General features: G+C 71.4%; 18 protein-coding genes. 11 read left to right on the top strand and 7 right to left on the bottom strand.

Annotated features, from left to right (window positions below; genetic code table 11):
- Positions 1-77: 77 nt before the first annotated feature.
- The 3 genes from HNQ61_RS13610 (at position 78) to HNQ61_RS13600 (ending at position 5,759) form a co-directional block, all read left to right on the top strand.
- On the top strand, positions 78-644 hold the full coding sequence (locus HNQ61_RS13610) for a TetR/AcrR family transcriptional regulator (RefSeq protein ID WP_170033813.1): 567 nt from the start codon (positions 78-80) through the stop codon (positions 642-644).
- Between the two features lie 53 nt (positions 645-697).
- On the top strand, positions 698-2,050 hold the full coding sequence (locus HNQ61_RS13605; RefSeq protein WP_170033810.1) for an alpha-amylase family glycosyl hydrolase: 1,353 nt from the start codon (positions 698-700) through the stop codon (positions 2,048-2,050).
- 835 nt (positions 2,051-2,885) lie between these two features.
- Entirely contained in the window at positions 2,886-5,759 is a 2,874-nt protein-coding gene (locus HNQ61_RS13600) for a TolB-like translocation protein (protein ID WP_183685681.1), read from the top strand.
- 223 nt (positions 5,760-5,982) lie between these two features.
- On the opposite strand, the gene HNQ61_RS13595 is transcribed toward HNQ61_RS13600, so the two are convergent.
- The 3 genes from HNQ61_RS13595 to HNQ61_RS29225 all read right to left on the bottom strand — a co-directional run bounded on the left by HNQ61_RS13595 (position 5,983) and on the right by HNQ61_RS29225 (position 9,162).
- Positions 5,983-7,038 carry a tetratricopeptide repeat protein gene (locus HNQ61_RS13595; RefSeq protein WP_170033806.1) on the bottom strand — a complete coding sequence of 352 codons (1,056 nt, stop codon included), beginning with the start codon at positions 7,036-7,038 and terminating at the stop codon, positions 5,983-5,985.
- Positions 7,039-7,051: 13 nt separating this feature from the next.
- A complete protein-coding gene (locus HNQ61_RS13590; RefSeq protein WP_170033804.1) occupies positions 7,052-7,678 on the bottom strand; it encodes a hypothetical protein in 627 nt (208 codons plus the stop codon).
- A 128-nt stretch (positions 7,679-7,806) separates the two neighbouring features.
- Complete coding sequence (locus tag HNQ61_RS29225; protein WP_170033802.1) at positions 7,807-9,162, bottom strand: sigma 54-interacting transcriptional regulator; 1,356 nt, start codon at positions 9,160-9,162, stop codon at positions 7,807-7,809.
- Positions 9,163-9,412: 250 nt separating this feature from the next.
- Between HNQ61_RS29225 and HNQ61_RS13580 the strand changes: the two genes are divergently transcribed.
- Positions 9,413-10,270, top strand: coding sequence for a hypothetical protein (locus HNQ61_RS13580; RefSeq protein ID WP_170033796.1), 858 nt, complete (start codon positions 9,413-9,415; stop codon positions 10,268-10,270).
- Between the two features lie 262 nt (positions 10,271-10,532).
- Entirely contained in the window at positions 10,533-11,864 is a 1,332-nt protein-coding gene (locus HNQ61_RS13575; protein WP_221305266.1) for a hypothetical protein, read from the top strand.
- Positions 11,865-11,904: 40 nt separating this feature from the next.
- On the opposite strand, the gene HNQ61_RS13570 is transcribed toward HNQ61_RS13575, so the two are convergent.
- Positions 11,905-12,090 carry a hypothetical protein gene (locus HNQ61_RS13570; protein WP_170033792.1) on the bottom strand — a complete coding sequence of 62 codons (186 nt, stop codon included), beginning with the start codon at positions 12,088-12,090 and terminating at the stop codon, positions 11,905-11,907.
- Positions 12,091-12,410: 320 nt separating this feature from the next.
- Here HNQ61_RS13570 and HNQ61_RS13565 point away from each other — a divergent pair, with 320 nt between their 5' ends.
- The 6 genes from HNQ61_RS13565 (at position 12,411) to HNQ61_RS13540 (ending at position 19,177) form a co-directional block, all read left to right on the top strand.
- Positions 12,411-13,121, top strand: coding sequence for a glycerophosphodiester phosphodiesterase (locus tag HNQ61_RS13565; protein ID WP_170033790.1), 711 nt, complete (start codon positions 12,411-12,413; stop codon positions 13,119-13,121).
- 109 nt (positions 13,122-13,230) lie between these two features.
- Positions 13,231-15,513 carry a hypothetical protein gene (locus HNQ61_RS13560; protein WP_170033788.1) on the top strand — a complete coding sequence of 761 codons (2,283 nt, stop codon included), beginning with the start codon at positions 13,231-13,233 and terminating at the stop codon, positions 15,511-15,513.
- Between the two features lie 91 nt (positions 15,514-15,604).
- Positions 15,605-16,000, top strand: a complete 396-nt coding sequence (locus HNQ61_RS13555) for an AraC family ligand binding domain-containing protein (RefSeq protein ID WP_170033786.1) — start codon at positions 15,605-15,607, stop codon at positions 15,998-16,000.
- 98 nt (positions 16,001-16,098) lie between these two features.
- Entirely contained in the window at positions 16,099-17,136 is a 1,038-nt protein-coding gene (locus HNQ61_RS13550) for a hypothetical protein (RefSeq protein WP_170033784.1), read from the top strand.
- Between the two features lie 383 nt (positions 17,137-17,519).
- On the top strand, positions 17,520-18,359 hold the full coding sequence (nudC, locus tag HNQ61_RS13545) for an NAD(+) diphosphatase (RefSeq protein WP_170033782.1): 840 nt from the start codon (positions 17,520-17,522) through the stop codon (positions 18,357-18,359).
- A 71-nt stretch (positions 18,360-18,430) separates the two neighbouring features.
- On the top strand, positions 18,431-19,177 hold the full coding sequence (locus HNQ61_RS13540; protein ID WP_170033780.1) for a L,D-transpeptidase: 747 nt from the start codon (positions 18,431-18,433) through the stop codon (positions 19,175-19,177).
- A gap of 75 nt (positions 19,178-19,252) precedes the next feature.
- On the opposite strand, the gene HNQ61_RS13535 is transcribed toward HNQ61_RS13540, so the two are convergent.
- From HNQ61_RS13535 to HNQ61_RS13525, 3 genes are all read right to left on the bottom strand, one after another.
- Positions 19,253-19,720, bottom strand: a complete 468-nt coding sequence (locus HNQ61_RS13535) for an SRPBCC family protein (protein WP_170033778.1) — start codon at positions 19,718-19,720, stop codon at positions 19,253-19,255.
- A gap of 27 nt (positions 19,721-19,747) precedes the next feature.
- Entirely contained in the window at positions 19,748-20,413 is a 666-nt protein-coding gene (locus tag HNQ61_RS13530; protein ID WP_170033776.1) for a hypothetical protein, read from the bottom strand.
- A gap of 255 nt (positions 20,414-20,668) precedes the next feature.
- Positions 20,669-21,589 (bottom strand): serine hydrolase, encoded by a 921-nt coding sequence (locus tag HNQ61_RS13525; protein ID WP_221305265.1) that lies wholly within the window; start codon positions 21,587-21,589, stop codon positions 20,669-20,671.
- Between the last annotated feature and the right edge of the window lie 5 nt (positions 21,590-21,594).

Raw genomic sequence — 21,594 nt, 5'->3', positions numbered from 1 at the left:
ACCGGGAACCCGCGCGAATCACCTGTGTATACCGAACGGTACACTGGATGGCGAACGTCCCCCGAGCGATCCGCCTGATGAGCAACCGGTCGACCCTGCTGGAGCATGCGCTGGCGCTGTTCGCGGAACGCGGATACGACGCCGTGGGCGTAAAGGAGATCTGCGAGGCGGCGAGCGTCACCAAGCCCACGCTGTACCACTACTTCGGCAGCAAGCGCGGCCTGCTGCTCACCCTCGTGCGCGAGCGGTACGCGCCGCTGCGCGATGAGCTTCGCGCGGCGGCGCGCTACGACGGCGACCTGCCGGGCACGCTGGCGCGCGTGGTTCGCGCGTGGTTCGCCTTCGCGGAGCGGGACCCGCGCATGGCCAGGCTGGTGCTTTCGCTCTGGTTCGCTTCGCCCGCCAGCGAGGCGGTGCAGGTGACCGGCCCGTGCGCGGCGGAACAGGTGCGCATGCTGGAAGGGATGTTCGCCGCGGCGGCGCAGAACCACGGCAACATGCGCGGCCGGCAGCGGGCGTACGCACTGTCGCTGCTGGGCGCCATCCACAGCTACGCCGGGCTGGCGCTCAACGGAGGCGGCACGCTGGACGATTCCGTGGCGCGGCAGGTAGTTCACCAGTTCTCGCACGGCATCTACTCGTAGCCGCAACTCGTTTCATCCCGGACTATACCTACCGGTAGATACAGGAGCTTTCGATGGCGGACTGGAACGACGCGGTCTTTTATCACATCTACCCGCTGGGGCTGTGCGGCGCCCCTGCCCGCAACGACTTCAGCGCGCCTCCCGTGGCGCGCCTGGCGGAGTTGCACGGGTGGATTCCGCACCTGCGCGGGCTGGGCGTCACGGCGCTGTACCTGGGGCCGCTGTTTGAATCAACCGCCCACGGATACGACACTGCGGACTACTGGCACATGGACCGCCGCCTGGGGACGGACGACACGCTCAAGGAGCTTGCCGCCGCCCTGCGTGAAGCGGGGATCCGGCTGGTGCTGGACGGCGTGTTTCACCACGTGGGGCGCGACTTCTGGGCGTTCCGCGACCTGCGCGAAAAGGGCGAGGCGTCCGCGTACCGCGACTGGTTCCACGGCGTGGACTTCTCGCGCCGCAGTCCGGCCGGTGACGCGTTCGGGTATGACGGATGGCGCGGCCACTACGATCTGGTGAAGCTGAACCTGGGCAACCCCGCCGTCCGCGAGCACCTGTTCGGCGCCATCCGCTCGTGGGTGGAGGAGTTCGGGATCGACGGACTGCGGCTGGACGTGGCGGAAGACATCGACCCCGGCTTCCTCCGCGCGCTGGCGGATTTTACGCGGGCGCTGCGGCCGGACTTCTGGCTTCTGGGCGAGGCCATCCATGGCGACTACCGGCGGCTGACGGACACGGGGCTGCACTCGGTCACCAACTACGAGGCGTACAAGGGGCTCTACAGCAGCCACAACGACCGCAACTACTTCGAAATCGCGTTCTCCCTCAACCGGCAGTTCGGCGAGGGCGGCGTGTACCGCGGGCTGCCGCTGTACAACTTCGCGGACAACCATGACGTGAACCGCGTGGCCAGCACGCTGCGCGAGCCGGCGCACCTGGACGCGCTGTACACGCTGCTGTTCACCATCCCCGGCGTTCCGTCCATCTACTACGGCAGCGAGTGGGGAATCCTGGGCGCGCGCTCGGCCACGGACGACCACGCGCTGCGTCCGCGGCTGCGCCTGCCCGAGGCCGCGCACCAGGCACCGCGTCCCAGCCTGGCCGGGCTGATCGCGCGGCTTGCGCAGATCCGGCGCGAAACGCCCGCCCTGCGCGCGGGCGAGTACCGGCAGCTGCACGTGGATCACGAGCAGTTCGCGTTCGCGCGCACGCTGGGCGGCAAGGTGGCCGTGACCGCCGTCAACGCGGCGGACGCCCCGGCTACGCTGGAGTTCGCCGTCCCCGCGGCGGACGGGACGGCGTTCGTGGACCGGCTTTCGGAGGGGGAGCGGTCCACGGTGTCGGGCGGGCGAATGCGGCTGGAGATCCCGCCGCGTGGGAGCCGCATTCTGGTTCCGGCGTGACGGCTTCCGGCAGGAGTGGCGCGGGATGGCCCCGCGCCGTAACTGCAGACGCGAGGCGGGAGAGATTCGGTGCGAGATGTCTTATGTCTTATGTCTTATGCCTGCTGTCGGATGTCTGACGTCTGACGTCTGACGTCGGATGGGCGATGCCCGATGTCCTGCCCGACGTCTGATAAGCGATTTTTCGCGGGCAATGCGTGATGGGCGATGTGTGAGGGACGATAGCGACGACGGGCGATGGGCGACGGGTGACGAAAGATGCGTGATAAGCGATGGAGACCACGGGCGGGCGGTGACGGTGCCGTGGGGACGAGCGGTGGAACCCCGGCAATCCGGCGGGGAGCCGGCCTCCCTGAGCGAATGAATCCGCCGCTCGAACAGCGGTAAACCCCGGCTCGTGGCCGCTGTCGCGTCCACGCCCGGGCTTCAACAGCGAAGAAGATCGATGGTCCGGTCTCCGCTCATCCGTCGCGGGGCATCCTGAGGACAAGCAGGCGGAACTCTCTACGGCACCGACGCTTGCGCGCCGGATCATCTACTCTTCGACGAGCGCGGATTGCGTCGACCCACCAATCCCGCCTCACCAATGCAGTTGAAGCCCCGAACGGCGCCTGTGGGCGCCGTGTCGGGGGTTCCCGCTTCTGGAGCGGCGGATTCATCCGCTCTGGGAGGCGGGCGCGAACGGCCGAGTTCATTCTCTCGCGGGATCATCCTCTTCTTATCTCGCGAAAACTCGGATCTCCTCTTTCCCTGAACGCGCGAAACATCCATCGTTCCGCGGCGTAAACGGCGGGCGCACCGGCGCCATCCTCCATCCCCGCGGTATCGTTCTTTGATGATCAAGCGAGTCCTGCTGGCCGTACTTCTCGGCGCGGCGTGCGCGCGCACGGCGGCGGCGCAGTCCACGCGCCCCTGGCTGGCGTGGCGAACCCTGCGCACCGAGCACTTCGACGTGCACTTTCCCGCGGAGCTGGAGCCGTGGGCGCGCGAGGCGGCATCGCGCATGGAAGGCATTCAGGCCGCGGTGGCGCCGCTGGTGGGCAGCACGCCGGACCGCCGCGTCACCGTCGTCATCGACGACCCCGCCGGCGAAACCAACGGCACCGCGTGGTCGTTCCTGCGCACGCCGTACATCCAGCTCTACCCCACCCCGCCGGACCCGCGCTCGTCGCTGGGCAACTCGCGCAACTACACGGAGCAGCTCACGCTGCACGAGTTCACCCACATTGCGCACCTTACCCGCCCCAGCCGCGACCCGTTCACCCGGCTGCGCTCCGTGCTGGCGCTCCCCGGGCAGGGTCCGCTTTCCGTCGCTCCCCGCTGGGTAAAGGAAGGCTACGCCACCTACGTGGAAGGCCGGCTGACGGGAAGCGGACGTCCCTTCAGCGCCATCCGCGCGTCAACCATCCGCCAGTTCGCGCTGGAAGGCCGCCTTCCCGCCTACGGCCAGCTGGATGCCGTCACCGGCGGGTACCAGAGCGGGTCGATGGCCTACCTGACCGGCTCCGCGTTTCTGGAGTGGCTGGCGGCCCGGCGCGGCGAGCAGAGCCTGGTGGACCTGTGGAGGCGGATGTCGGCGCGGCAGATCCGCACCTTTGACGAGGCGTTCCGCGGCGTGTACGGCGGATCGCCCGCGGAGCTGTACGGCCTGTTCGTGGTGGAGGCCACGGCCAACGCGCTGGAGGCGCGGCGGCTGCTGTCCACCGCGGGGCTGGTGGCCGGCGACACGGTGCAGCACCTGACGTGGGGAACCGGCGACCCCTCCGTTTCGGCGGACGGCCGGCACGTGGCGCTCCCCCTGCGCGGGCCGTCCATCCTGTGGTCGCGCATCGTGGTGTGGCGCACGGCGGAGACGGCGGCGGGCGATTCCGCGGCAAACGCCGCGCGCGACGCCCTGCTGCGCCGCGACTCGCTGGACGTGCCCGCGATCCAGGTGTGGCCGCGCCCCCGCACGCCCATCGCCACGCTGCGCCCGGCGGGCGGACTCTACGGCTACTCGCAGCCGCGGTTCATGGGCGCCGACCAGCTGCTGGTGATCCGCTCCGTCCCCGGCGGCGGGGGCGTGCTACGTCCGGAACTGTTCGTGTGGAACTGGCGCCGCAACACCATCCGCCAGGTTACGCACAACGCCGCCATCCGCGCCGCGGACCCCGCGCCTGACGGGAAACGTGCGGCGGCGGTGCAGTGCCGCAACGGCTTCTGCGGACTGGTGATGGTGGATCTGCGCACCGGCGCGCTGACCCCGCTGGCCGGGGGAACGGCGGACCGCGTGTTCGACCGGGCGCGCTTCTCTCCCGACGGGCGCACCGTCGTGGCCGCCATGCAGGAGGGCGGCCGATGGAAGATCGCCGCGGTGGATGCGGCCGGCGGCCCCGTCCGCGTGGTGTACGACGACCCCGCCGCGAGCACGTACGACCCTGCGTTCACGGCGGATGGCGATTCGCTGATCGTGGTCTCCGAGGCGGGCGGCATTCCCAACCTGGCGCGGATCGCCATCGCCGGGGGCGCGCCGGAGCCGCTGACGCGGGTCACCGGGCTGGCCGTGGCGCCGGACGTGAACCGCGCGACGGGTGACGTCTACTTCCTGTCGCTGCACGCGTACGGGCTGGACCTGCAGCGGCTGGACAGCGCCACCGCGCGTCCGGGCGCGATCGTGCAGCTTCCCGCCTCACTGGCCCCCGCCGTTCGCCGGGTGGCGGAAACCGCGCCGGACACGCTCGCCCGCGCGGCGGTCGGCGCGTCGTCGGCATACGGAATCGGACCGCGGTGGATCCGGGTGCTGCCGTGGGGATCCGCCACCGCGGGGACGGGAACGGCGGGCGTCGCCCTCCACAACGCGGACCCCATCGGCAGGCTGTCGCTGATGGCGCGCGGAGGATGGGGCGCGGAGGGCGCTGAGCGCGGTGCGTCCGCCGGCGCGGTCTGGCGCGGAATGCGACCGTCGGTGGCAGCGGAAGCGTTCTTCATCAACCACAACCCGTCAGGCCTGGGCGCGTACGCGGACGACGGATTCGATGCGGACTACGCGGGCGCGGCGGCAAGTGTGCGGAACGCGTGGAACCGCGGGCGGCTGGCGCAGGAGTGGCGGGCGGGTGTTTCGGCGGGGCGGCTGGACCAGGCGGAGGAGGGCGCGAGTGCGCGGACGCTCGCCTTCGGGCGGTACGCGGCCAGCAACAGCGGGCGGCGCGGGCCGCTGTTCACCTCCGGCGGCCTGGCGCTGAGCGGAAGCGGCGGGCAGACGGCGGACGAGCGGTGGGCGCGCGGCGTGGCGGGCGTTTCGCTCGGCCTGGGCTGGGGCGCGCTGGGCCTGCGCGGCGACGCGTCCTACGGCCGGGTGAGCGGGGGCACGCCGCGGTGGGAGCGCTTCACTGTGGGCGGCGCCGGGCCGCTGCTGGTGGACGACGCCGTCCTTTCGCAGCGGATCGCCATGCCGGCGCTGCGATGGGGCGCGCTGGAAGGGGATGAGGTCCTTACCTGGCGCGTCAGCACCGCGTTCGGCGGCGTGCGGCCGTACTACTGGGCGGGGAGCACGGATCCCGACTGGGCGCGCTGGCAGCGGATGGTGGGCGTAGAGATGTCGACGGACTTCGCCGGCCTGCTGTCCGCCGCGCTCCCGTCCTTTCGCGCCACTGGCGGCGTCGCCTACGGCCTGAATGGCCCCTACCGCAACGGCTGGAGCCTGTACACCAGCCTCACGTACACGCCCTGACGGTACACGCCACGGCAGGTGCGGCGCTTCGTCTCTCTGGACCGGAGCGGTGGCGGCTGATGACGGGATCCGTGTGGCGCGAGCAGATCATACAGCAGAAGCCCCGGTCGCATCGCGATCGGGGCTTCTGCTTTACGCGGTGGATCACCTGTGAGTGGACCCGGCCTGTTCCGATGAGCACGGGGACCTTCGTCGAGAGTTCACCGAAACCGCACGCCGCGGATCACGGCCTCTGATGATCTCCATCATCTCCCGTCAGCGCGCGGGCGATGGTGGCGACGGCTTCGGCCTCCGCGGCGGCGCCGACCCCCGCGAACGCGGCGGCGGATTCGTCCAGCGCGCGGCGTGCATCGGCCAGGCGGCCCAGGTCGCGCAGCAGCAGGCCGCGATCGCGCTGCACCTCCGCCACCAGCAGCGGATACCCGCCCGCTCCCGGTACGTCCAGCGCGGCGTCGAGCCTGCGCAGCGCCTCATCGTCATCCGCCATCGCGCGGGCGGCGGCGGCCAGCACCCGCAGCGCATCCGCCCGCCCGCGCGGATCGCCGATGCGTTCGAAGCGGCGCAGGGCGCGCCGGCCCATCGCCTCGGCCAACTCGCCGTCCCCCGCGCGGGCGCGGAGGAACGCACGTTCCGTTTCCGCCAGCGCAATCACCGTCTCCGCATCCGTCGCCGAAGCGGCGCCCGTCGCGTCCGACACGCTTCCCGCCAGCTGAATGGCGCGCAGGCAGTGTGCGTCCGCGTCGTCCGCAAAGCCCAGGTCGCGAAAGGTGATCCCCAGGTTGTGGTGGGTCTGCGCCAGGCCGAGCACGTTGCCGGCGGCCTGGTACGCGGCCACCGCGCGCTGGTAGTTCACCAGAGCTTGGTCGCGCCGGCCGCGCACGTTGCACAGAATGCCCAGGTTGTTGCTGGCCCGGGCGGCAAAGGGCTGGTCAGACCATTCCACCGCGTACGCCAGCAGTTCCTCGAAGCGAGCCTGCGCCTCGTCCATCCGTCCGGCCTCGAACAGCGCATTGCCCAGCAGATTGACGGCTTCCGCCGCCAGCCGCCGGTCTCCCCGCCGTCGCGCGCCGGCCTCCGCGAAGGCGCCCATCTCCAGCGCCCGCGCGGTTTCCCCCGTCTGCCGCAGCGCGGCGGCAACGGCATACGCCATCTCCGGCTCCGCCGCCAGAACGTCCGCCGGCACCTCCGCCGCGCGGCGGGCCAGGACGCGCCACTCCCCCGCGGCACGCAACGCGCGCGCCTCGTCCAGCGTCAGGGGCGGGAGAGCGGACGGTGTCATCAAACGTATCCGCTCAGCGCGCCTGGCGGGTGCCGCCGGCCAGCGCGTAGCCGGTGAATCCGGTGATGTCGCCGCGCACCTCTGCCAGGTCGTGCAGGCGCAGATCGCCAATGCGCGTCCAGTCCTGCCCCGGCGCCTCCCGCCGCCAGAACCCGAACTCGAAGTCGTCGTCCTGCCCATCCACCCGCCCGTCGCCGTTGAAGTCCGGGTTGGCGAACGCGTACGACACCCGCAGTTCGGCCGGCTCGCGGTCGAAACGCATCCCCGATGGCGCGAACTGGAACTCGAAGCGCGACGGATCCGGCATGTCGATGGTGATGCGGATGGAATCATCTTCCGCCAGCGCCGTTCCGTCCGGCCGGCGCATCCGCGTGTTGCCGCTCACCCGGAAGCGGAGCAGGTCCTCTCCCTGGCTCTGTCCGGCCCGCGGCTGATAACGGATGCGAACCTCACGGTTCTCGCCCTGAACGGCCCAGAACTCCGCGTGCACGGCGGCCACCGGCGGCGCGGAAGACGACGCGCGCAGAAAGACGAGATCGCCGGGTTCCACCCCTCCGCCGCCACCGGAGGGGGAGCGCTCGCACGCCGCCAGCAGCGCGAGCGAGGCGAGAAGGACGCGGGACGTGAGGTACTTCGGCATGATCGGCTTGACTGCGGGTGCGGAACGTTCGGTTGGCGACGGGGATGGGCAAGGCGCGCACCGGCTGGTTTCCCGCGCCGTTGCTGAAAATACGCCGGATGAGTCTGTCCGGGCGTGACGCGGGTGTCTCATTCCGCTACACCCTCCGCATCGCCGGTCAGCAGGCGGTACAGGCGGGACCGGCTGATGCCGAGCGCGTCGGCCGCGGCGCTCTTGTTCCCCTCCACCCGCGCCAGCATGGCCTCCGCCGCGGCGCGCTCGATCTGGTCGAGCGTAGCGGGAAAAGGCAGTTCGCCGCTTCCGCCGCGGTGACCGCCGCTGGCGGAAGAGGGATCGCCGCCGTGGAACAGGTCCTCCGGCCGCAGCGGCCCGTCCGCCAGCAGAAGCGCGCGTTCCAGCCCGTTGCGCAGTTCGCGGACGTTGCCGGGCCACGAATGCGCCATCAGCGCGCGGCGCAGCGTGGGGGAAAGCGCGGGCGCCGTCATCCCGTACTGCGCGGCCAGGGTGCGGAGAAAGTGCTCGGCCAGCAGCAGCACGTCATCCCCACGGTCCCGCAGTGGCGGGAGGTGGATGGGGATGACGCTCAACCGGTAGAACAGGTCCTCCCGGAACCCGCCCCGCCTGACCGCGGCGGCAAGATCCACGTGCGTGGCGGCAATGATGCGGACGTCCACCTCGCGGCCGCGCACCGCGCCCACCCGCCGCACCTGCTTTTCTTCCAGCGCCTTGAGGATCTTGCCCTGCAGCACTAGCGGCAGGTCGCCGATCTCGTCCAGAAAGAGCGTCCCGCGGTCCGCCGCCTCGAACAGTCCCGGCTTGGCGGTGCGCGCGTCGGTAAACGCGCCCTTCTCGTGTCCGAAAAGCTCGCTTTCCAGCAGCGTGGGCGGAATGGCGTTGCAGTTGAGCTCGATGAACGGCCCCGACGCGCGCGGCCCGTTGCGGTGGATGGCCTGGGCGATGAGTTCCTTGCCGGTTCCCGTCTCTCCCGTCACCAGAACGGTCGCCTGCCCGCGCGGAATGATGCGCGCCGCGCGGTCCAGCGCCGCGCGCAGGGGCGGGCTGCGGCCGATGATGCGGCCGAAGTCAAAGGCGCGCCGCTCCGCCTCTTCCAGCCGTCCCGCGGCGGCGCGCGCGTCCCGGCGCGCGGCCCGGTCGCGGATTTCCGCCCGCAGCGCATCCACGTCCCCCGGAAGCGCGAAGTAGTCGGCCGCCCCCGCCCGCACCAGCGCCGCCGCCAGCCGGTGATCCGCGCGCGCCCCCACCACCAGCGGAGCCGGTGCCCCGGCGGCCGCCAGTTCCCGCAGCGCGCCCTCCGCCTCCTCCTCCACTCCCGCCACCGCCAGCACCAGCGCGACCAGCTCCGCCGCCGGGCCCGTTTCGCCCGCGGCGGTGACGACGCGGGATTCGGCACGGGCGAGCGCCGCCAGTTCCGGCCACAGGGCGGAAAAGGATTCGCTGCGGGCGAGGACGGCGAGGGTGCTCACGAAGGACGGGAAAAGGTGACGGCGGAACGATTCGTCGCGGCGCGCGCCGGAGTGTATCGAATCGAGACACGATAACCGTGGAGGGCACTTCCGCGCCAGCCCTGCCCGGAGACACGGAAGCGCAAGCGGGAGAGGGGGTTGCGGCGCAAACGGACGGCGGTGGCCGTGCTGGCGCCCGCTCTGCCTTGTACCGGAGCCGAGCGCCGCCGCACCGGCCGGCGCGAACCGCACCGTTCCGGAGAACGTACCGATGAAGATCATCTCCCTCTTCGCCGCCGGCCTGCTCGCGCTGGGCACCTGCGCCGACAACCCGGCCTCCTCGTCCGCGGACGCCGGACGCGTTTCGCTCCGCTTTGGCGTGAACGGCGCGTCGTCGTCGCAGACGGCGCGGCAGACCGCGGGAACCGACCGCCTCGTACTCACGGGCGCCAACGGCACCCTCGTCATCGACGATCTGCGCCTGGTGGTGTCGCGCTTCCGGCTGAAAGGGGATGACGACCGCTCCACCTGCACGGGCGACGACTGCGACGACTTCAACGCCGGACCCATGTTCATCGATCTGCCGCTGGGTCCCACGGCCGCCGCCGTCGCGTCGGGCACCATTCCGGCCGGCACCTACCGCCGCGTGGACTTCCGCGTCCGCGACCTGGACGACAACGAAGAAAACCCGTCGGAGCGCGCGGGGATCGATTCGCTGCGCGCGCGCATCCTGGCCGAAGTCCGCGACTGGCCGCGGAACGCGAGCATGATGGTGGTCGGCACCTTTACGCCCACCGGCGGCACCGCCGTACCCTTCCGCGCCTTCCTTCGCACACGCTTCGACGTCCGCCTGGAGCTGTCTCCCCCGCTGGCCGTGGGCCGCGGTGAACAGCGCAGCCTGGACGTGCTGGTGGATCCCGCCGCGCTCTTCCGCAGCGGGGGCAATGTGGTGAACCCCGCGCAGTCTTCCGGCCTCCGCGACCTGGAAGATCACGCCGGGCGCGGGTTCAGCGGGCACGGCCACGGCTCGGATGACGGCTCCGATGACGACCACGGCGGACACGGCCACGGCTCCGACGACGGCAGCGGCGACGACCACGGCGGGCACGGTCGCGGCTCGGACGACTGAACGCCTCGCGTCGTATTCTGAATTGTATGCCCCGCCCGGCTCTCCAGCCGGGCGGGGCATCCACTTTTTCCCCTTTCCGCCAATAACCCGCGCATCTGCTGGTGATTTTCTTCTGATCTCCCTTCTCCACGGCGATACGGAGCGCGCCTTCCGGGCCAGCGGTGGTTTTTGTTCACTCTGTCCACTGGCCCCGTGGATACGGACGGATTTACGTTTATTTCCAGCCGTACCGTGAGACAAATCCATGCGCGGAGAACCCTCCATGAAGCTCGTTCGCCCCAAACGTGCCCGACGATCCTCCCGGCCCTGGGTGATTCCGCCCGGTCTGCTGGTGCTTCCCGAGCCCTTCGAAGGCTTTCAGGTGCTCGATGAAACCCGGAGCGAACTCGGCGTGCTGCTCTGGCAGTCGCTGCGCGACGTGGACCTGTGGGCGGCCACGCCCCCGGAAGCGCGGCCGGACCTGTTCACCCCCAACGCGCTGGGCATCCGCCGCCTGCGCATCGCCGCCGAGCTGGCCGCGGATTCGCCCATCCGCCTGCTGCTGGAAGGGATCTCCGAAGTACTGAGCCCGTCCCCGGGGGCGGGGGACACGCAGCTGTCCGAGCTGTGCGAATCCGTGTCGCGCTGGGCCAGCGACATGGAGTGGCCGCGCACGGCGCTGGCCTTTGCGCAGCGCTCCGCGCTGGCGGCGCCGGAAATGGCCGGGCCGGCGTACCTGGTGGCCCTGGTGGCGCGCCGGTCCGCGGACTACCGCCGGTCGGAAACGTGGTTTCGCCGCGCGCTGGCGCTGGCCCGCCGCAACCAGGACTGGAAGTACTACGGCCTGGCCCACATGGGGCTGGCCAACCTGCACATGCAGCGGGGCGACGCGCCCTCCGCGCGGGCCCGCCTGCTGCGCGCGCTGCGGGCCGCGCGGCGCTACGGCGTGTGGTCCGTGCGGCCGTTTGCCCTCCACGACCTGTTCTGCATCGCCGCCACGGCCAGCGGCACCAACGGCGAGCAAGCCGAGGCGTACGCCCGCGCCGCCTACCGCGGCTACGGCCGCCGCCACCCGCGCCTTCCCGCGCTGGCGCACGACGTCGCGTGGTTCTGGATGCTGCGCCATGATTTCGAGCGGGCGCTTCCCGTGTTCCGCGCGGTGCTCCGCCACGTGCCCCGGCCCACCGAGCGGATGGTGGTGCTGAGCAACGTGGCCCGGGCCGCCGCGGGCGCCGGCGACCTGCACGGGTTCGAGTCGGCATGGAAGGACGTGTGGCGGCTGCGGGAAACGCGCACCGACGGCGAGCGCGTGGCCGAGGCGATGGTGAACCTGGCCCACGGCGCGCTGGCCGCGGGCGACCTTACCCGGCTGGAAATGGCGGCCAGCCACGCCGTCCGTGTCGCCACGCTGCGCGACGAGGCGCAGCACCGCATGGCGGCCGAAGACCTGCTCGCCCGGGGCAAGGGAATGACGCCGCGACGCCGCCGGGGTCGCGGGCGGGGCGCCCGGCAGCGTCCGCCGCTGCCGCCCCTGCGCCCGGCGGAGGCCAGCCCCGCCGACCGGCTTGCGTCCGCCCTGGTGCAGGCGCTGCAGGAGGTGCCGGTGGAGCCGTGACGCGCGCGGGGCGGCATTCCCCCGCCCCGCGCGCCTCGGTTCAGGTGCCGGAGCCCAGCGCCCCGCCCCAGTCGCCCGTGGAGTCCGCGGGCGGATGGTCCGGCGTGGACGGGGGCGGGGTGAGGTCGCGTCCGGCGCCGGTGGGGGCCGTAAGCCCGTCCGTGCGGGTACAGGCGCCCGCCGTGGCGAGCAGGGCGGCGGCGAGCGTGAATCGAAGGATGCGCATGTCGAGGAATCTCCCGTGCGGGTGTGGATGGCGGGCGGACCGCGTCCGCCCGCATCCAACGTAGTGTGCGCTGTTTACTTCGTACACTTTGTAACGGACGCGCACGACCCCGCGTCGCCATGCCCGTCGTCCGGTGTGTGGCGGGAGAGGATGGGAATCGCGGTGGATGGAGGATGGTTTCCGGGCCGGATGCGCTGCACCGCGCGCACCCGTGTCGCGCGGTGGCCGCTTTGTCCGTGGCGCTCCGGGGTGGCCTCCGGAGCGGCGGCGGGAGTAGGTTGGGGACGGTGGATGGCAGCCCCGCAGCCGTGGAGAACGCGATGCCCGACTTTCCCGACCACCCGCTGATCCTGGGCCACCGCGGCGCGCCGCGAGAGGCGCCGGAAAACACCATGGCCGGCTTCCGGCTCGCCCTTCTGCACGGCGCGGACGGGGTGGAGTTGGACGTGCAGCCGACCATCGACGGCGTGCCCGCCATCATCCATGACCCCACGCTGGAGCGCACCACGGGGCGCGGGGGGCACGTGGCCGCGCTGCCGTGGGCGCGCATCGCCCAGCTGCGCACGGGGGAGGAGCCGGTTCCGCAACTGGAGGAGGTCGCCGCCTGGGCGGCCGAGGCGGACGCGTGGGTGAACGTGGAGATCAAGTCGCCGGGCGCGGAGGAGCAGGCGATCGCGGCGATCGTGGCGGCGGGACGGCTGGAGCGGACGGTCTTTTCTTCCTTCTATCCCGCCATCCTGGCGCGCATCGGGCAGATCGCGCCGCACGCCGCGCGCTACTTTCTTACCGAGTGGTGGGACGACGACGTGCGCGCGGCGGTGCGGGACCTGGGGGTGCACGGGGTGTGTCCCCACCACCGGATCGCCACGTCCGCCTTTCTGGACGAGATGCGCGGCGCCGGGATGGGTGTGGTGGTGTGGACGGTGGATGAGCCGGACCGCATCCGCGAACTGGTGCGCGCCGGGGTGACAGGAATCATCAGCAATCTTCCCGCGCTGGCGGTGGGCGTGCTGCGCCAGGAGCGGGGGTGAGGGCGGGCGGGACGGGCTCCGCCGCGCGCAAGTGCAGGCTGGCGCGGCGCTTGCCCCGTCCGGGGCGTGAGCGCGCCGTGGGGGCGCGCCGGACCGTGATCGGCAAGGAATGAACATCCGCATCCTCATGGGCGCGGCGCTTCTGGCGCTGGCGTCCCCCGCGCTGTGCGCGGCGCAGCGCGACACCATCCGCATCGGCCAGCCGCGCGACACCACGCGTGCTCCGGTGCGGCGCGACAGCCTGCGCATCGCCGTGCCGGCCAACGTGCCGCCGCCTTCGGACACGCGGCCGTGGGTGCCCGCGCCGGAGGGGGACACGCTCACGGTGGCCGTGGCGGACAGCGTCTTTGATTCCGAGGCGACGCACGCCCTGGTGAACCGGGTGATCCAGTCCGGCAGCACCGTTCCCGCCGGGCTGGACGACTACCTGGCGGACATGCGGAGCGCCATCTACCTCTCCATCCGCTCCGACACGGCGCAGGGGGGTGAGATCCCCGTCACCGTCGACGAGCTGGCGGGAGAGGTGAGGTGGGCACGCACCGGCGCGGTGGAGCAGACCATCCAAGGGCACCGCATCCGTCTGCTGGCGCCCACGCCGTATACGGTGGGCTCCATGCTGGAGGCGCCGTGGATCGTGCCGCACCTGTACGGCAACACCATCGACATCTTTTCCCTCGCGGCCACGCCGGCCAACCGGTCGCGGGTGGCGCGCGCGGTCCATCCCTTCTCGTACCGGGGAATCGACTTCTACCGCTACACGGCGGGCGACACGGTGCGCGTGACCACGCGCGAGGGCCGGCTCTCCCTGGTTCCCGTCACCGTGCGCCCGCGGCCGGGAAAGCTGGAGGAAGCGAACGACCTGCGGCTGGTGGCGGGCACCTTCTACGTCGACGTGGACCGCGCCGCCATCGCCCGGGCGCGCTTCGGCTTCGTGGAGCGGGGCAGCGTGCTGTCGCTGACGGAAACGGGCGTCTTCTTCGAGCTGGAAAGCGGGCTGGTGGGCGGGCGCTACTGGCTCCCGTACCGGCAGCGGCGGGAGATCCAGGTGTCGTCGCCGCTGCTGGGCGGCGCGGCGGCCATCCGCCTGGTCACCATGTTGTCGGACTTTCAGCTGAACCAGGGATGGACGCCGGAGCGTGCCGGGTCGCGCCTGGCGTGGCGGCTGGAGGATGGCGCGTTCGCGGGATGGCGCGGGGTGGGCGACGAGACCGACGTGACGGACATCGCCGACTTCGCCGACCTGCGCGCCGTGGTCCGCCCGCCGGGAAGCACGCGCGGCGTGCAGATCGTGCCGCGCTACCGGCAGAGCGACCACCTGTTCCGCTACAACCGGGTGGAGGGCGCGTTCGTGGGGCTGGGCGCGCGCATTCAGCCGGCGGACCCGGACCGGCGCGACTGGGACGTGTACGCGCACGCCGGCTACGCATTCGCGGAAGGCACGCCGCGCGGCGAAGTGGTGGCCAGCTGGCATCCGGACGCGGCCTCGCGCGAGCCGGGCCCCCGCTACTCCGCCACGCTGGGCGCCTACCGCCGGCTGCGCGACATGACCTCGTTCCGCCCGCCGGTGGAGTTCGAGCTGGGGTACACGCTGAGCGCGGCGCTGGGCGGATACGACGTGCGCGACTACTACGACGCGGCGGGCGCGGAACTGTTCGGCACGCGGCGGTCGGGCAACTGGCTGGCGCGGCTGGGCGGGCGCGTGGAGCGGCACGATTCCGTCACGCGCAACACGGAAAGCTTCGCCTTCGGCACCGCGGGCGACTTTCCCACGGTGGCCGCCGCGCAGCCGGGAACGCACGCCGCGGCGGAAGCCACGCTGCGCTACGCCCGCGGCAGCGGCGCGTTCGGCGTCAGCCGCGGGTTCATCGCCCAGGTGACGGCGGACCAGGGGCTGGCCGACTTCTCCATCACCCGCGCCACCGCGCTGCTGTCCGCGCGCTTTCCGTCGCGCTACCTGACGGTGATCGGGCGTGTGGACGCAGGAACGGTGCTGGGCACGGTGCCCGCCCAGTTCCTGTACCGCTTCGGCGGGATCGAGGGGCTGCGGGGGTACGAGCGCAACGAGTTCGGCGGGACGAGCGCGGCGCTGGGGCGCGCGCGGCTCCTCTTCAACCTGCCGCCGTACACCAGCGAGCCGCTGCTGCGGGTGGGCGGGTTTCTGGTGCCGCCGCTGCGGCCGGCCCTCGTGGTGTCGGGGGATGCGGGGTGGTCGGGGGTGAACGACCGCTCGGCCCGCGCGCTGGAGCGGCTGGGCGCGCGGGAAACGGACGGGGTGCGCTCGTCCTACGGCGCGGGGCTCAGCCTGTTCGAGGACGCGGTGTCGGTGGAGTACGTGTGGCCGGGCGACGGCGGGACGGGAAAGTGGTACACGGGGTTCGTGGCGTATTTCTGAGCGGATGCGGTCCCGTCCTTGCGAGCGGACGCGGACTGATTGCACGCTGCGGGATCAGACCCCGAACACCGAACCAGGACCGGAGCCGGACATGTCCTCCATCAACCGCCCCCTCGCGGGACCCGTGCTGGCCTTTGACCTCGACGAGCAGATCGCCGCGCTGCGCGCCGAGGAGCCCTACCGCCGCAGCGGGCGGGCCGGGCGTACGCTGGCCAAGAGCGGCCGCTTTCGCCTGACGCTCACCGTCATGAGCAAGGACAGCGACATCGGCATGCACCACGCCGACAGCCCCATGACGCTGCAGGTGCTGCACGGGTCGCTGCGCTTCCGGGCCGGCGGGCAGGAGTACACGCTGGACAGCGGCCAGGTGCTGTTCTTTGGTCCGGGCGAGGCGCACGACATCCGCGCCGGCGAGGACAGCGCGCTGCTCATCACCATTTCCGCCGTGGGCGACGACTACCGCCCCGAGGAAACGGCCAACGCCTGAGGCGTCCGCATCCGTGCGGAAACCACAGCCCGGGCCGCGCGCGGTCCGGGCTGTGCCGCATGCGGCCGGCGCGGCAACATCCAACCCATCCACTGCTCATGAAGCGCAGTCTCGCTCCCCTTCTGGCGCTCGTGCTGGCCGCGGCCTGCAACCGCTCGCCCAGCGGCCCCGTGCGCCCCGAGCCCGCCTACAACATCCTGTTCCTGGGCGCTCCGTCGGGCGCGCTGTCCTTTACGCCCACCGGGGTAGACCTGCGCAGGGTGGTGGGATACGCGGAGTTCGGCGGGCAGACGCGGGCGGTGCTGTGGCAGGGCGGGGCATTCGACGAGATCGGGCCGCGGCCCCCGGCCGGGTGCTCGTCGGAGGCGCTGGCGGTGTCCGCCGGATACGTCGTGGGCGCGGTACGCTGCGCCAACGACGTGTACGGATGGTCGTATCCGGACGACCTGGGGCGCGCGGATGCCCGGCCCTACGAGCTGCGGGACGTGAACGCGAGCGGCGTGGTGGCGGGAACGCTGTATCCGGCGCCGTTCGGCGAGGCGCGCCGGCGCGCGTTCGTGCGCGAGCGCGGCGCGTTGCGCGAGCTGCTCCCTCCCGGCGCCACGGCCAGCGAGGCGGTGGGGATCGCGAATGACGGGAGTGTGGCGGTAAACGCGTTTTCCGCCTGCGATTCGGTGGTCTGCGCGGAGCACCGCGTCTTTCTGCTGCGCGAGGGGGAGTGGCTGGAGGTGCCGCGCCCCGGCAGTTCGCCGCGGCGCGGGGCCACGGCGGTCAGTTCCGACGGGCGCGTCGCGGGCCGGGTAGAGGCGGGGGAGCCGTTCATCTGGCGCCCGCGCCGCCGCGTGACGGCCATGAGCGTGATTCCCGGGACGCAGGTGGACGTGCGTGGCGTGAACGAGCGGGGGCTGGTGGTGGGCACGGCCCGCACGGAGGCGTCGCTCGCGCGGCCGGACCGCGCGGTGGCGTGGGGCGGCGGGCGCCAGTACCTGCTGACGGAGCGGCTGCAGGCCGGTTCGCCCTGGCAGGTGGAGGCGGCTGTGGGGATCGATGACGAGGGTGACATCGCCGCCACCGGCACCGACACCAGCTCCGGCCGCAAGGGCGCCATCCTCCTCACGCCACCACCGGAGCAGTAGCGGCGGACAGTCGCCATCGGCGATCCGCCCCAAACGCAGACGCCCGGCCGCAGAAGCGGCCGGGCGTCCGAACCCCGGGGACGTGCCGCCACTGGCGCGACGGTATAGGACGACCCGGGGAATTGTTCGTCCAATTTAGGCACGAACTCTACTACCCGCAATCTGTCCATGCGGATGGAGCCGCAGTCTCTCCCCCGCATTCGAGGCCCGCTGTTCCGAATGCCAGAAGGGACCGCTCGGGTCACGGTAGTTATCGAACAGAAACCGCGACCGCCAACAGTCCATGGTGCCAGTCCGAATCGATACCGATTCCTTGGTGCGCGGCGAGCTTGCAAGCCGCTTGAACCGTTGTTCAGAAGCGGATGATGAGGAGAAAAGGCTGAATGTCCGAACCGGATTCCCCCTCGATGGATGACGCCCTCTGCTTCGTGTTTCGCGGCGGCGAGCTGCTGGTGCGCGTGGATGGCGCGCTGGCGCTCGTGCCGCGCGGGCGGGACGTGGCGGCGCTGCTCGCGGCTGGGACGCCGATCGCTGCGGGTGAGATGGGCGGGGCGGAGTGCCTGGCGCTGGCGGTGGATGCCGAGTCGGCCGCGCCGGAGGGGATGGAATTCCGCGGACTGCGCGGCCTGCACGCGGTGCTCGGCGCGGACGAGTTCCGCATGGCGGGACGCGCGTCGCAGGTGCTGGAGTGGGACCGTGCGCACCGCTTCTGCGGCCGCTGCGGCTCGCCCACCGAGCCCGGCGCCGAGCCGCTGGCCCGCGCCTGCACCGGCTGCGGCGCCGTTCACTACCCGCGGCTGAGCCCCGCCGTGCTGGTGTCCGTCGTCCACGGCGACCGCATTCTGCTGGCGCGCGGACCCCATTTTACGCCGGGGATGTACAGCGTGGTGGCGGGATTCGTGGAGCCCGGCGAGACGCTGGAGGAAACGTGCATCCGCGAAGTCCGTGAAGAAGTGGGCGTGGAGATCACGGACGTCCGGTACGTGGCCAGCCAGCCGTGGCCGTATCCCAGCCAGGTAATGATCGCATTTGCCGCCACCTACGCGGGCGGCGACATCGTCCCGCAGCCGGGGGAGATTGAAGACGCGCGCTGGTTTTCGGTGGATGAACTGCCGATGGTTTCCGCGCCGCTCAGCCTGTCGCGCGCGCTCATCGACCGGTTCGTGCGCGGGCAGGGCGGCGATCCCGCGCGGCTCCGCGACCCGCGGTCGCCGCCGGCCTGAGAGCTTCGTGCACGGCCCTTGCTAGGTGCGCGCCGCCTACGCCCTTCAAGGAGACGTGAATGAGACATTTGTTGCGAAGCGCTGCCGGGATGGCGATGACGCTGTCCGTGCTGGCGCTGTCGGGATGTGTGGTAAAGGACAGCACCGATGACGACGCCGGAAACGCCGCGCAGACGACCACCGCCGCCCCCGCGCCCACCGCGGGCACGGCCCAGGCGCCCGCCACGCCGGCGCCCGCGGCCCAGCCCGCGCAACCGGCGGTGCCCGCGTCCAACCTGCGGCTGGAAGTGAACGTCGCCGAACGCGAACTGTACGTGTATCGCGGCGACGAGCGCGTGTCGACGCACAAGGTGGCGGTGGGCACGAGCGAGTGGCCCACGCGCACCGGCGAGTGGACCATCGGGCAGGTGGTGTGGAACCCGCGCTGGATTCCGCCCACGGAGCAGTCGTGGGCCGAGGACCGCGAGCCCAAGGAGCCGGGTGACCCGGACAATCCGCTGGGCCGCGCGCAGTTGGTGTACGATGCGCCGCGCTCCATCCACGGCACCAACCAGCCCGCGTCGCTGGGCAAGGCGGCGTCGCACGGCTCCATCCGCATCGCCAACAGCGACGCCATCGCGCTGGCCAGGCTGGTGATGGAAGAGGGCGGCGCCGGCAAGGACGACGCGTGGTACGAACGCGTGCAGGCCAATCGACGCGAGCGCATGGACATCGCCATCCCCAATCCCATCCCCATCCGCGTGGTGTCGGGAAGCGGTGGCGGTGAGAGCGGCGGCTCCAGCGGAAGCGAAAAGGAAAAGGACAAGAGCGGCGCCTGATCCGGCGTCGCGAGCGAACGAACGGCCCGGGAGCACATGCTCCCGGGCCGTTTTCTCATTCCGGCCGGAATGGGGTCAGCGGTTGCCCCTTCCCGCCATCCGCCGGGCGAGCGCTTCCAGGTTGCGGATTTCCTGAAGATAGACGGGCCGCATCAGCCGGGGCGCGGCCAGGCGCTCCACCATGCCGCGCACCCCGCCCCGCGTCCACGCGGTGGCGATGGTCACTTCGCACCGCTTGCCGCCATCGCGCGGATCTACGGTGAACGTTGTCACCATGTCGGATTCCACGTCGCTTTCCACCAGCACGCGGCCGGGCTCCGGCTCGGTGGCGCGCATGCGGAGCGTCCGCATGCGCGGCCCTTCCTTGATGTCCACGCGGAACAGCGTGCCCGCGCCGCGCCCGCCCTCTTCCACGACCAGATCACCGAAGTTGGGGCGCGGCAGGATCCTGGGATGCGCTTTCCGGTAGTCGGTCAGAATGCCGTAGACGGTCGCGGCGGGCGCGTCCACGGGGGCGGTTACGGAAACGTCGATGCGAGCCATGCCTTCCGCGGCGGAAAAGGAAAAGGGCTACCGGCGGATTCCGCCAGCCACGTGCTGGTCGGTGATCTTCAGGTGCCGCTCGATCTCCTGCTCCATGTACAGCGCCTGGTCGCGGTCGTAAAGCCCCGTCACCAGCGCGATCTGCCGGCCGTCGGTGGCGCGGGCCATGACCGAATACGACACGGATGTACCGCTGCGCGACCGGCTGAACTTCTCCTCGCAGTACAGCTGCTCAAGCTGGATCGTGGGAATGTCGCGGTTGCCCGGCCACGGGAGCGGGCCGTGGTTCACGGTCAGGTGCCCGCGGCCGGCCACGATGCGCGTGCGGTTGACGTACATGGCCGCCGTGGAGTACGCGATCACCAGCCCCAGCGCAACGTGCAGCAGCGGAAACACCAACATGATCACGTCGCCGACGGCGAACGCCATGGCGTACCAGACGGCCAGAAACCCGAACCACATGATGCAGAACACCGTCAGAAAGATGGCGGTGCAGGCGTACCACCGCCGCTCGATGCGCAGTTCGCCGCCCACGGTGGAGACGGACAGCAGCGGCGGCAGCGGAACCGGCAGCGCGGGCGATCCTTCCGCCGGGACCGCGGCGCCGTCGGTGAGGCCGGTGGCGGCTTCCGGGCGAAGGTCCACGAGCGTCTGGCAGACCCGGCAGCGCGCGGCCATGGTCAGCAGGTTCATGTCTTCCGCGGGGATGCGGGATCCGCAGGAGGGGCACTGCACGCTTCTGCTGCTCGGCACGGGCGGTAGCGTTCTGGACGGATTCGGGGATTGGGGTCGGGCGTGGCGCTGTCGCTGGCAGTGCAGTCCGCGGAGGCGGACTTCGTGTTTATCGAGGCGCAGTTTCAACCGCCGGACCGGGGCCGGCCGTTTACGCCGCTGTCGGGTTCGGGATGATCATCGGCCGAACCCGCGGCGCGGATGGGCCGCCGGTCCTCACGGAAGCGGACGCCAGGGGTCATCTGGATTGAAGTGCTGATAGACGGCGCGCGAGACGGCGCGGATCAGCCGGTAGCCCTCGTTGTCCGGCTCGTAGCTCTCGTCCGTCTGGTCGGCGGTGATGACGGCGAGCACGTAGTCACCCGTAGGCGCGTTCACCAGCAGCACCTCGGAACGGGAGCGGTCCACGAAGCCCTGCTTGGTGGCGGCCTGCACCGTGGGCGGAAGCTGCGAGACGGCGACGTCCTTCCAGTAGCTGTTGGTGAGCATGCGGTACATCCGCTGCGAGGCGCGCGGCGAAACCGCCCGCCCCTCGCGGATCATCACCATCGCCTCGGCGATTTCGCGCGGCGTGGTCTGCCCCCAGCCGTAGACGGAGCGCGCCGCCTCGCGCCCGGGCGTGCGCGAATTGACGCGCGTCTGCACGAAGCCGTGCGCATCCATCCACTCGTTTACCGCCGCGCCCCCGCCCACGAGCGCCTGAAGCCACAGGCTGGCGACGTTGTCGGAAACCGTGAGCATCAGAAAGGCGAGTTCCGACACGGGGAGCGTGTCGCCCGCCGTCATGTATCCCACCACGTCCGTGGGTTCCACGTAGCGGTAGTTCAACGTGTCGGGATAGGGAACGCGGGCATCCAGATCCAGCCGTCCCTGCTCCACCTGGTCAAAGAGCGTGAGCAGGATGGGCACCTTGATCATGCTGGCCGTGGGGAACACGGAATCCGCGTTCATCACTGCGCTCCGCCCCGTGGGCAGGTGGCGGACATAGATGCCCACGCGGCCGTGAAAGCCGCGCGCCAGGCTGTCGAGCGTGGCGGCGAGCACCGGGTCCGTGTGCGCGGCCGGTGGCGGCGTCTGTGCCCTGAGCGGCGCGGCGGCCAGCAGCAGGAGCAGGAGCAGCGGATGGCGCTTGATCATCATCG

The organism is Longimicrobium terrae, from assembly GCF_014202995.1.
GTDB classification, from domain to species: domain Bacteria; phylum Gemmatimonadota; class Gemmatimonadetes; order Longimicrobiales; family Longimicrobiaceae; genus Longimicrobium; species Longimicrobium terrae.
Note: the sequence above shows the minus strand (reverse complement) of the source record. Positions and strands in the feature narration are given on the sequence as shown.

Coding starts and splice junctions, on each gene's coding strand:
- HNQ61_RS13590 (WP_170033804.1), bottom strand. CDS start 7,678: ATGCCGAAGTACCTCACGTCCCGCGTCCTTCTCGCCTCGCTCGCGCTG.
- HNQ61_RS13580 (WP_170033796.1), top strand. CDS start 9,413: ATGAAGATCATCTCCCTCTTCGCCGCCGGCCTGCTCGCGCTGGGCACC.
- nudC (WP_170033782.1), top strand. CDS start 17,520: ATGTCCGAACCGGATTCCCCCTCGATGGATGACGCCCTCTGCTTCGTG.
- HNQ61_RS13535 (WP_170033778.1), bottom strand. CDS start 19,720: ATGGCTCGCATCGACGTTTCCGTAACCGCCCCCGTGGACGCGCCCGCC.
- HNQ61_RS13605 (WP_170033810.1), top strand. CDS start 698: ATGGCGGACTGGAACGACGCGGTCTTTTATCACATCTACCCGCTGGGG.
- HNQ61_RS13595 (WP_170033806.1), bottom strand. CDS start 7,038: ATGACACCGTCCGCTCTCCCGCCCCTGACGCTGGACGAGGCGCGCGCG.
- HNQ61_RS13570 (WP_170033792.1), bottom strand. CDS start 12,090: ATGCGCATCCTTCGATTCACGCTCGCCGCCGCCCTGCTCGCCACGGCG.
- HNQ61_RS13600 (WP_183685681.1), top strand. CDS start 2,886: ATGATCAAGCGAGTCCTGCTGGCCGTACTTCTCGGCGCGGCGTGCGCG.
- HNQ61_RS13565 (WP_170033790.1), top strand. CDS start 12,411: ATGCCCGACTTTCCCGACCACCCGCTGATCCTGGGCCACCGCGGCGCG.
- HNQ61_RS13525 (WP_221305265.1), bottom strand. CDS start 21,589: ATGATCAAGCGCCATCCGCTGCTCCTGCTCCTGCTGCTGGCCGCCGCG.
- HNQ61_RS13555 (WP_170033786.1), top strand. CDS start 15,605: ATGTCCTCCATCAACCGCCCCCTCGCGGGACCCGTGCTGGCCTTTGAC.
- HNQ61_RS13575 (WP_221305266.1), top strand. CDS start 10,533: ATGAAGCTCGTTCGCCCCAAACGTGCCCGACGATCCTCCCGGCCCTGG.
- HNQ61_RS13550 (WP_170033784.1), top strand. CDS start 16,099: ATGAAGCGCAGTCTCGCTCCCCTTCTGGCGCTCGTGCTGGCCGCGGCC.
- HNQ61_RS13560 (WP_170033788.1), top strand. CDS start 13,231: ATGAACATCCGCATCCTCATGGGCGCGGCGCTTCTGGCGCTGGCGTCC.
- HNQ61_RS13610 (WP_170033813.1), top strand. CDS start 78: ATGAGCAACCGGTCGACCCTGCTGGAGCATGCGCTGGCGCTGTTCGCG.
- HNQ61_RS13530 (WP_170033776.1), bottom strand. CDS start 20,413: ATGAACCTGCTGACCATGGCCGCGCGCTGCCGGGTCTGCCAGACGCTC.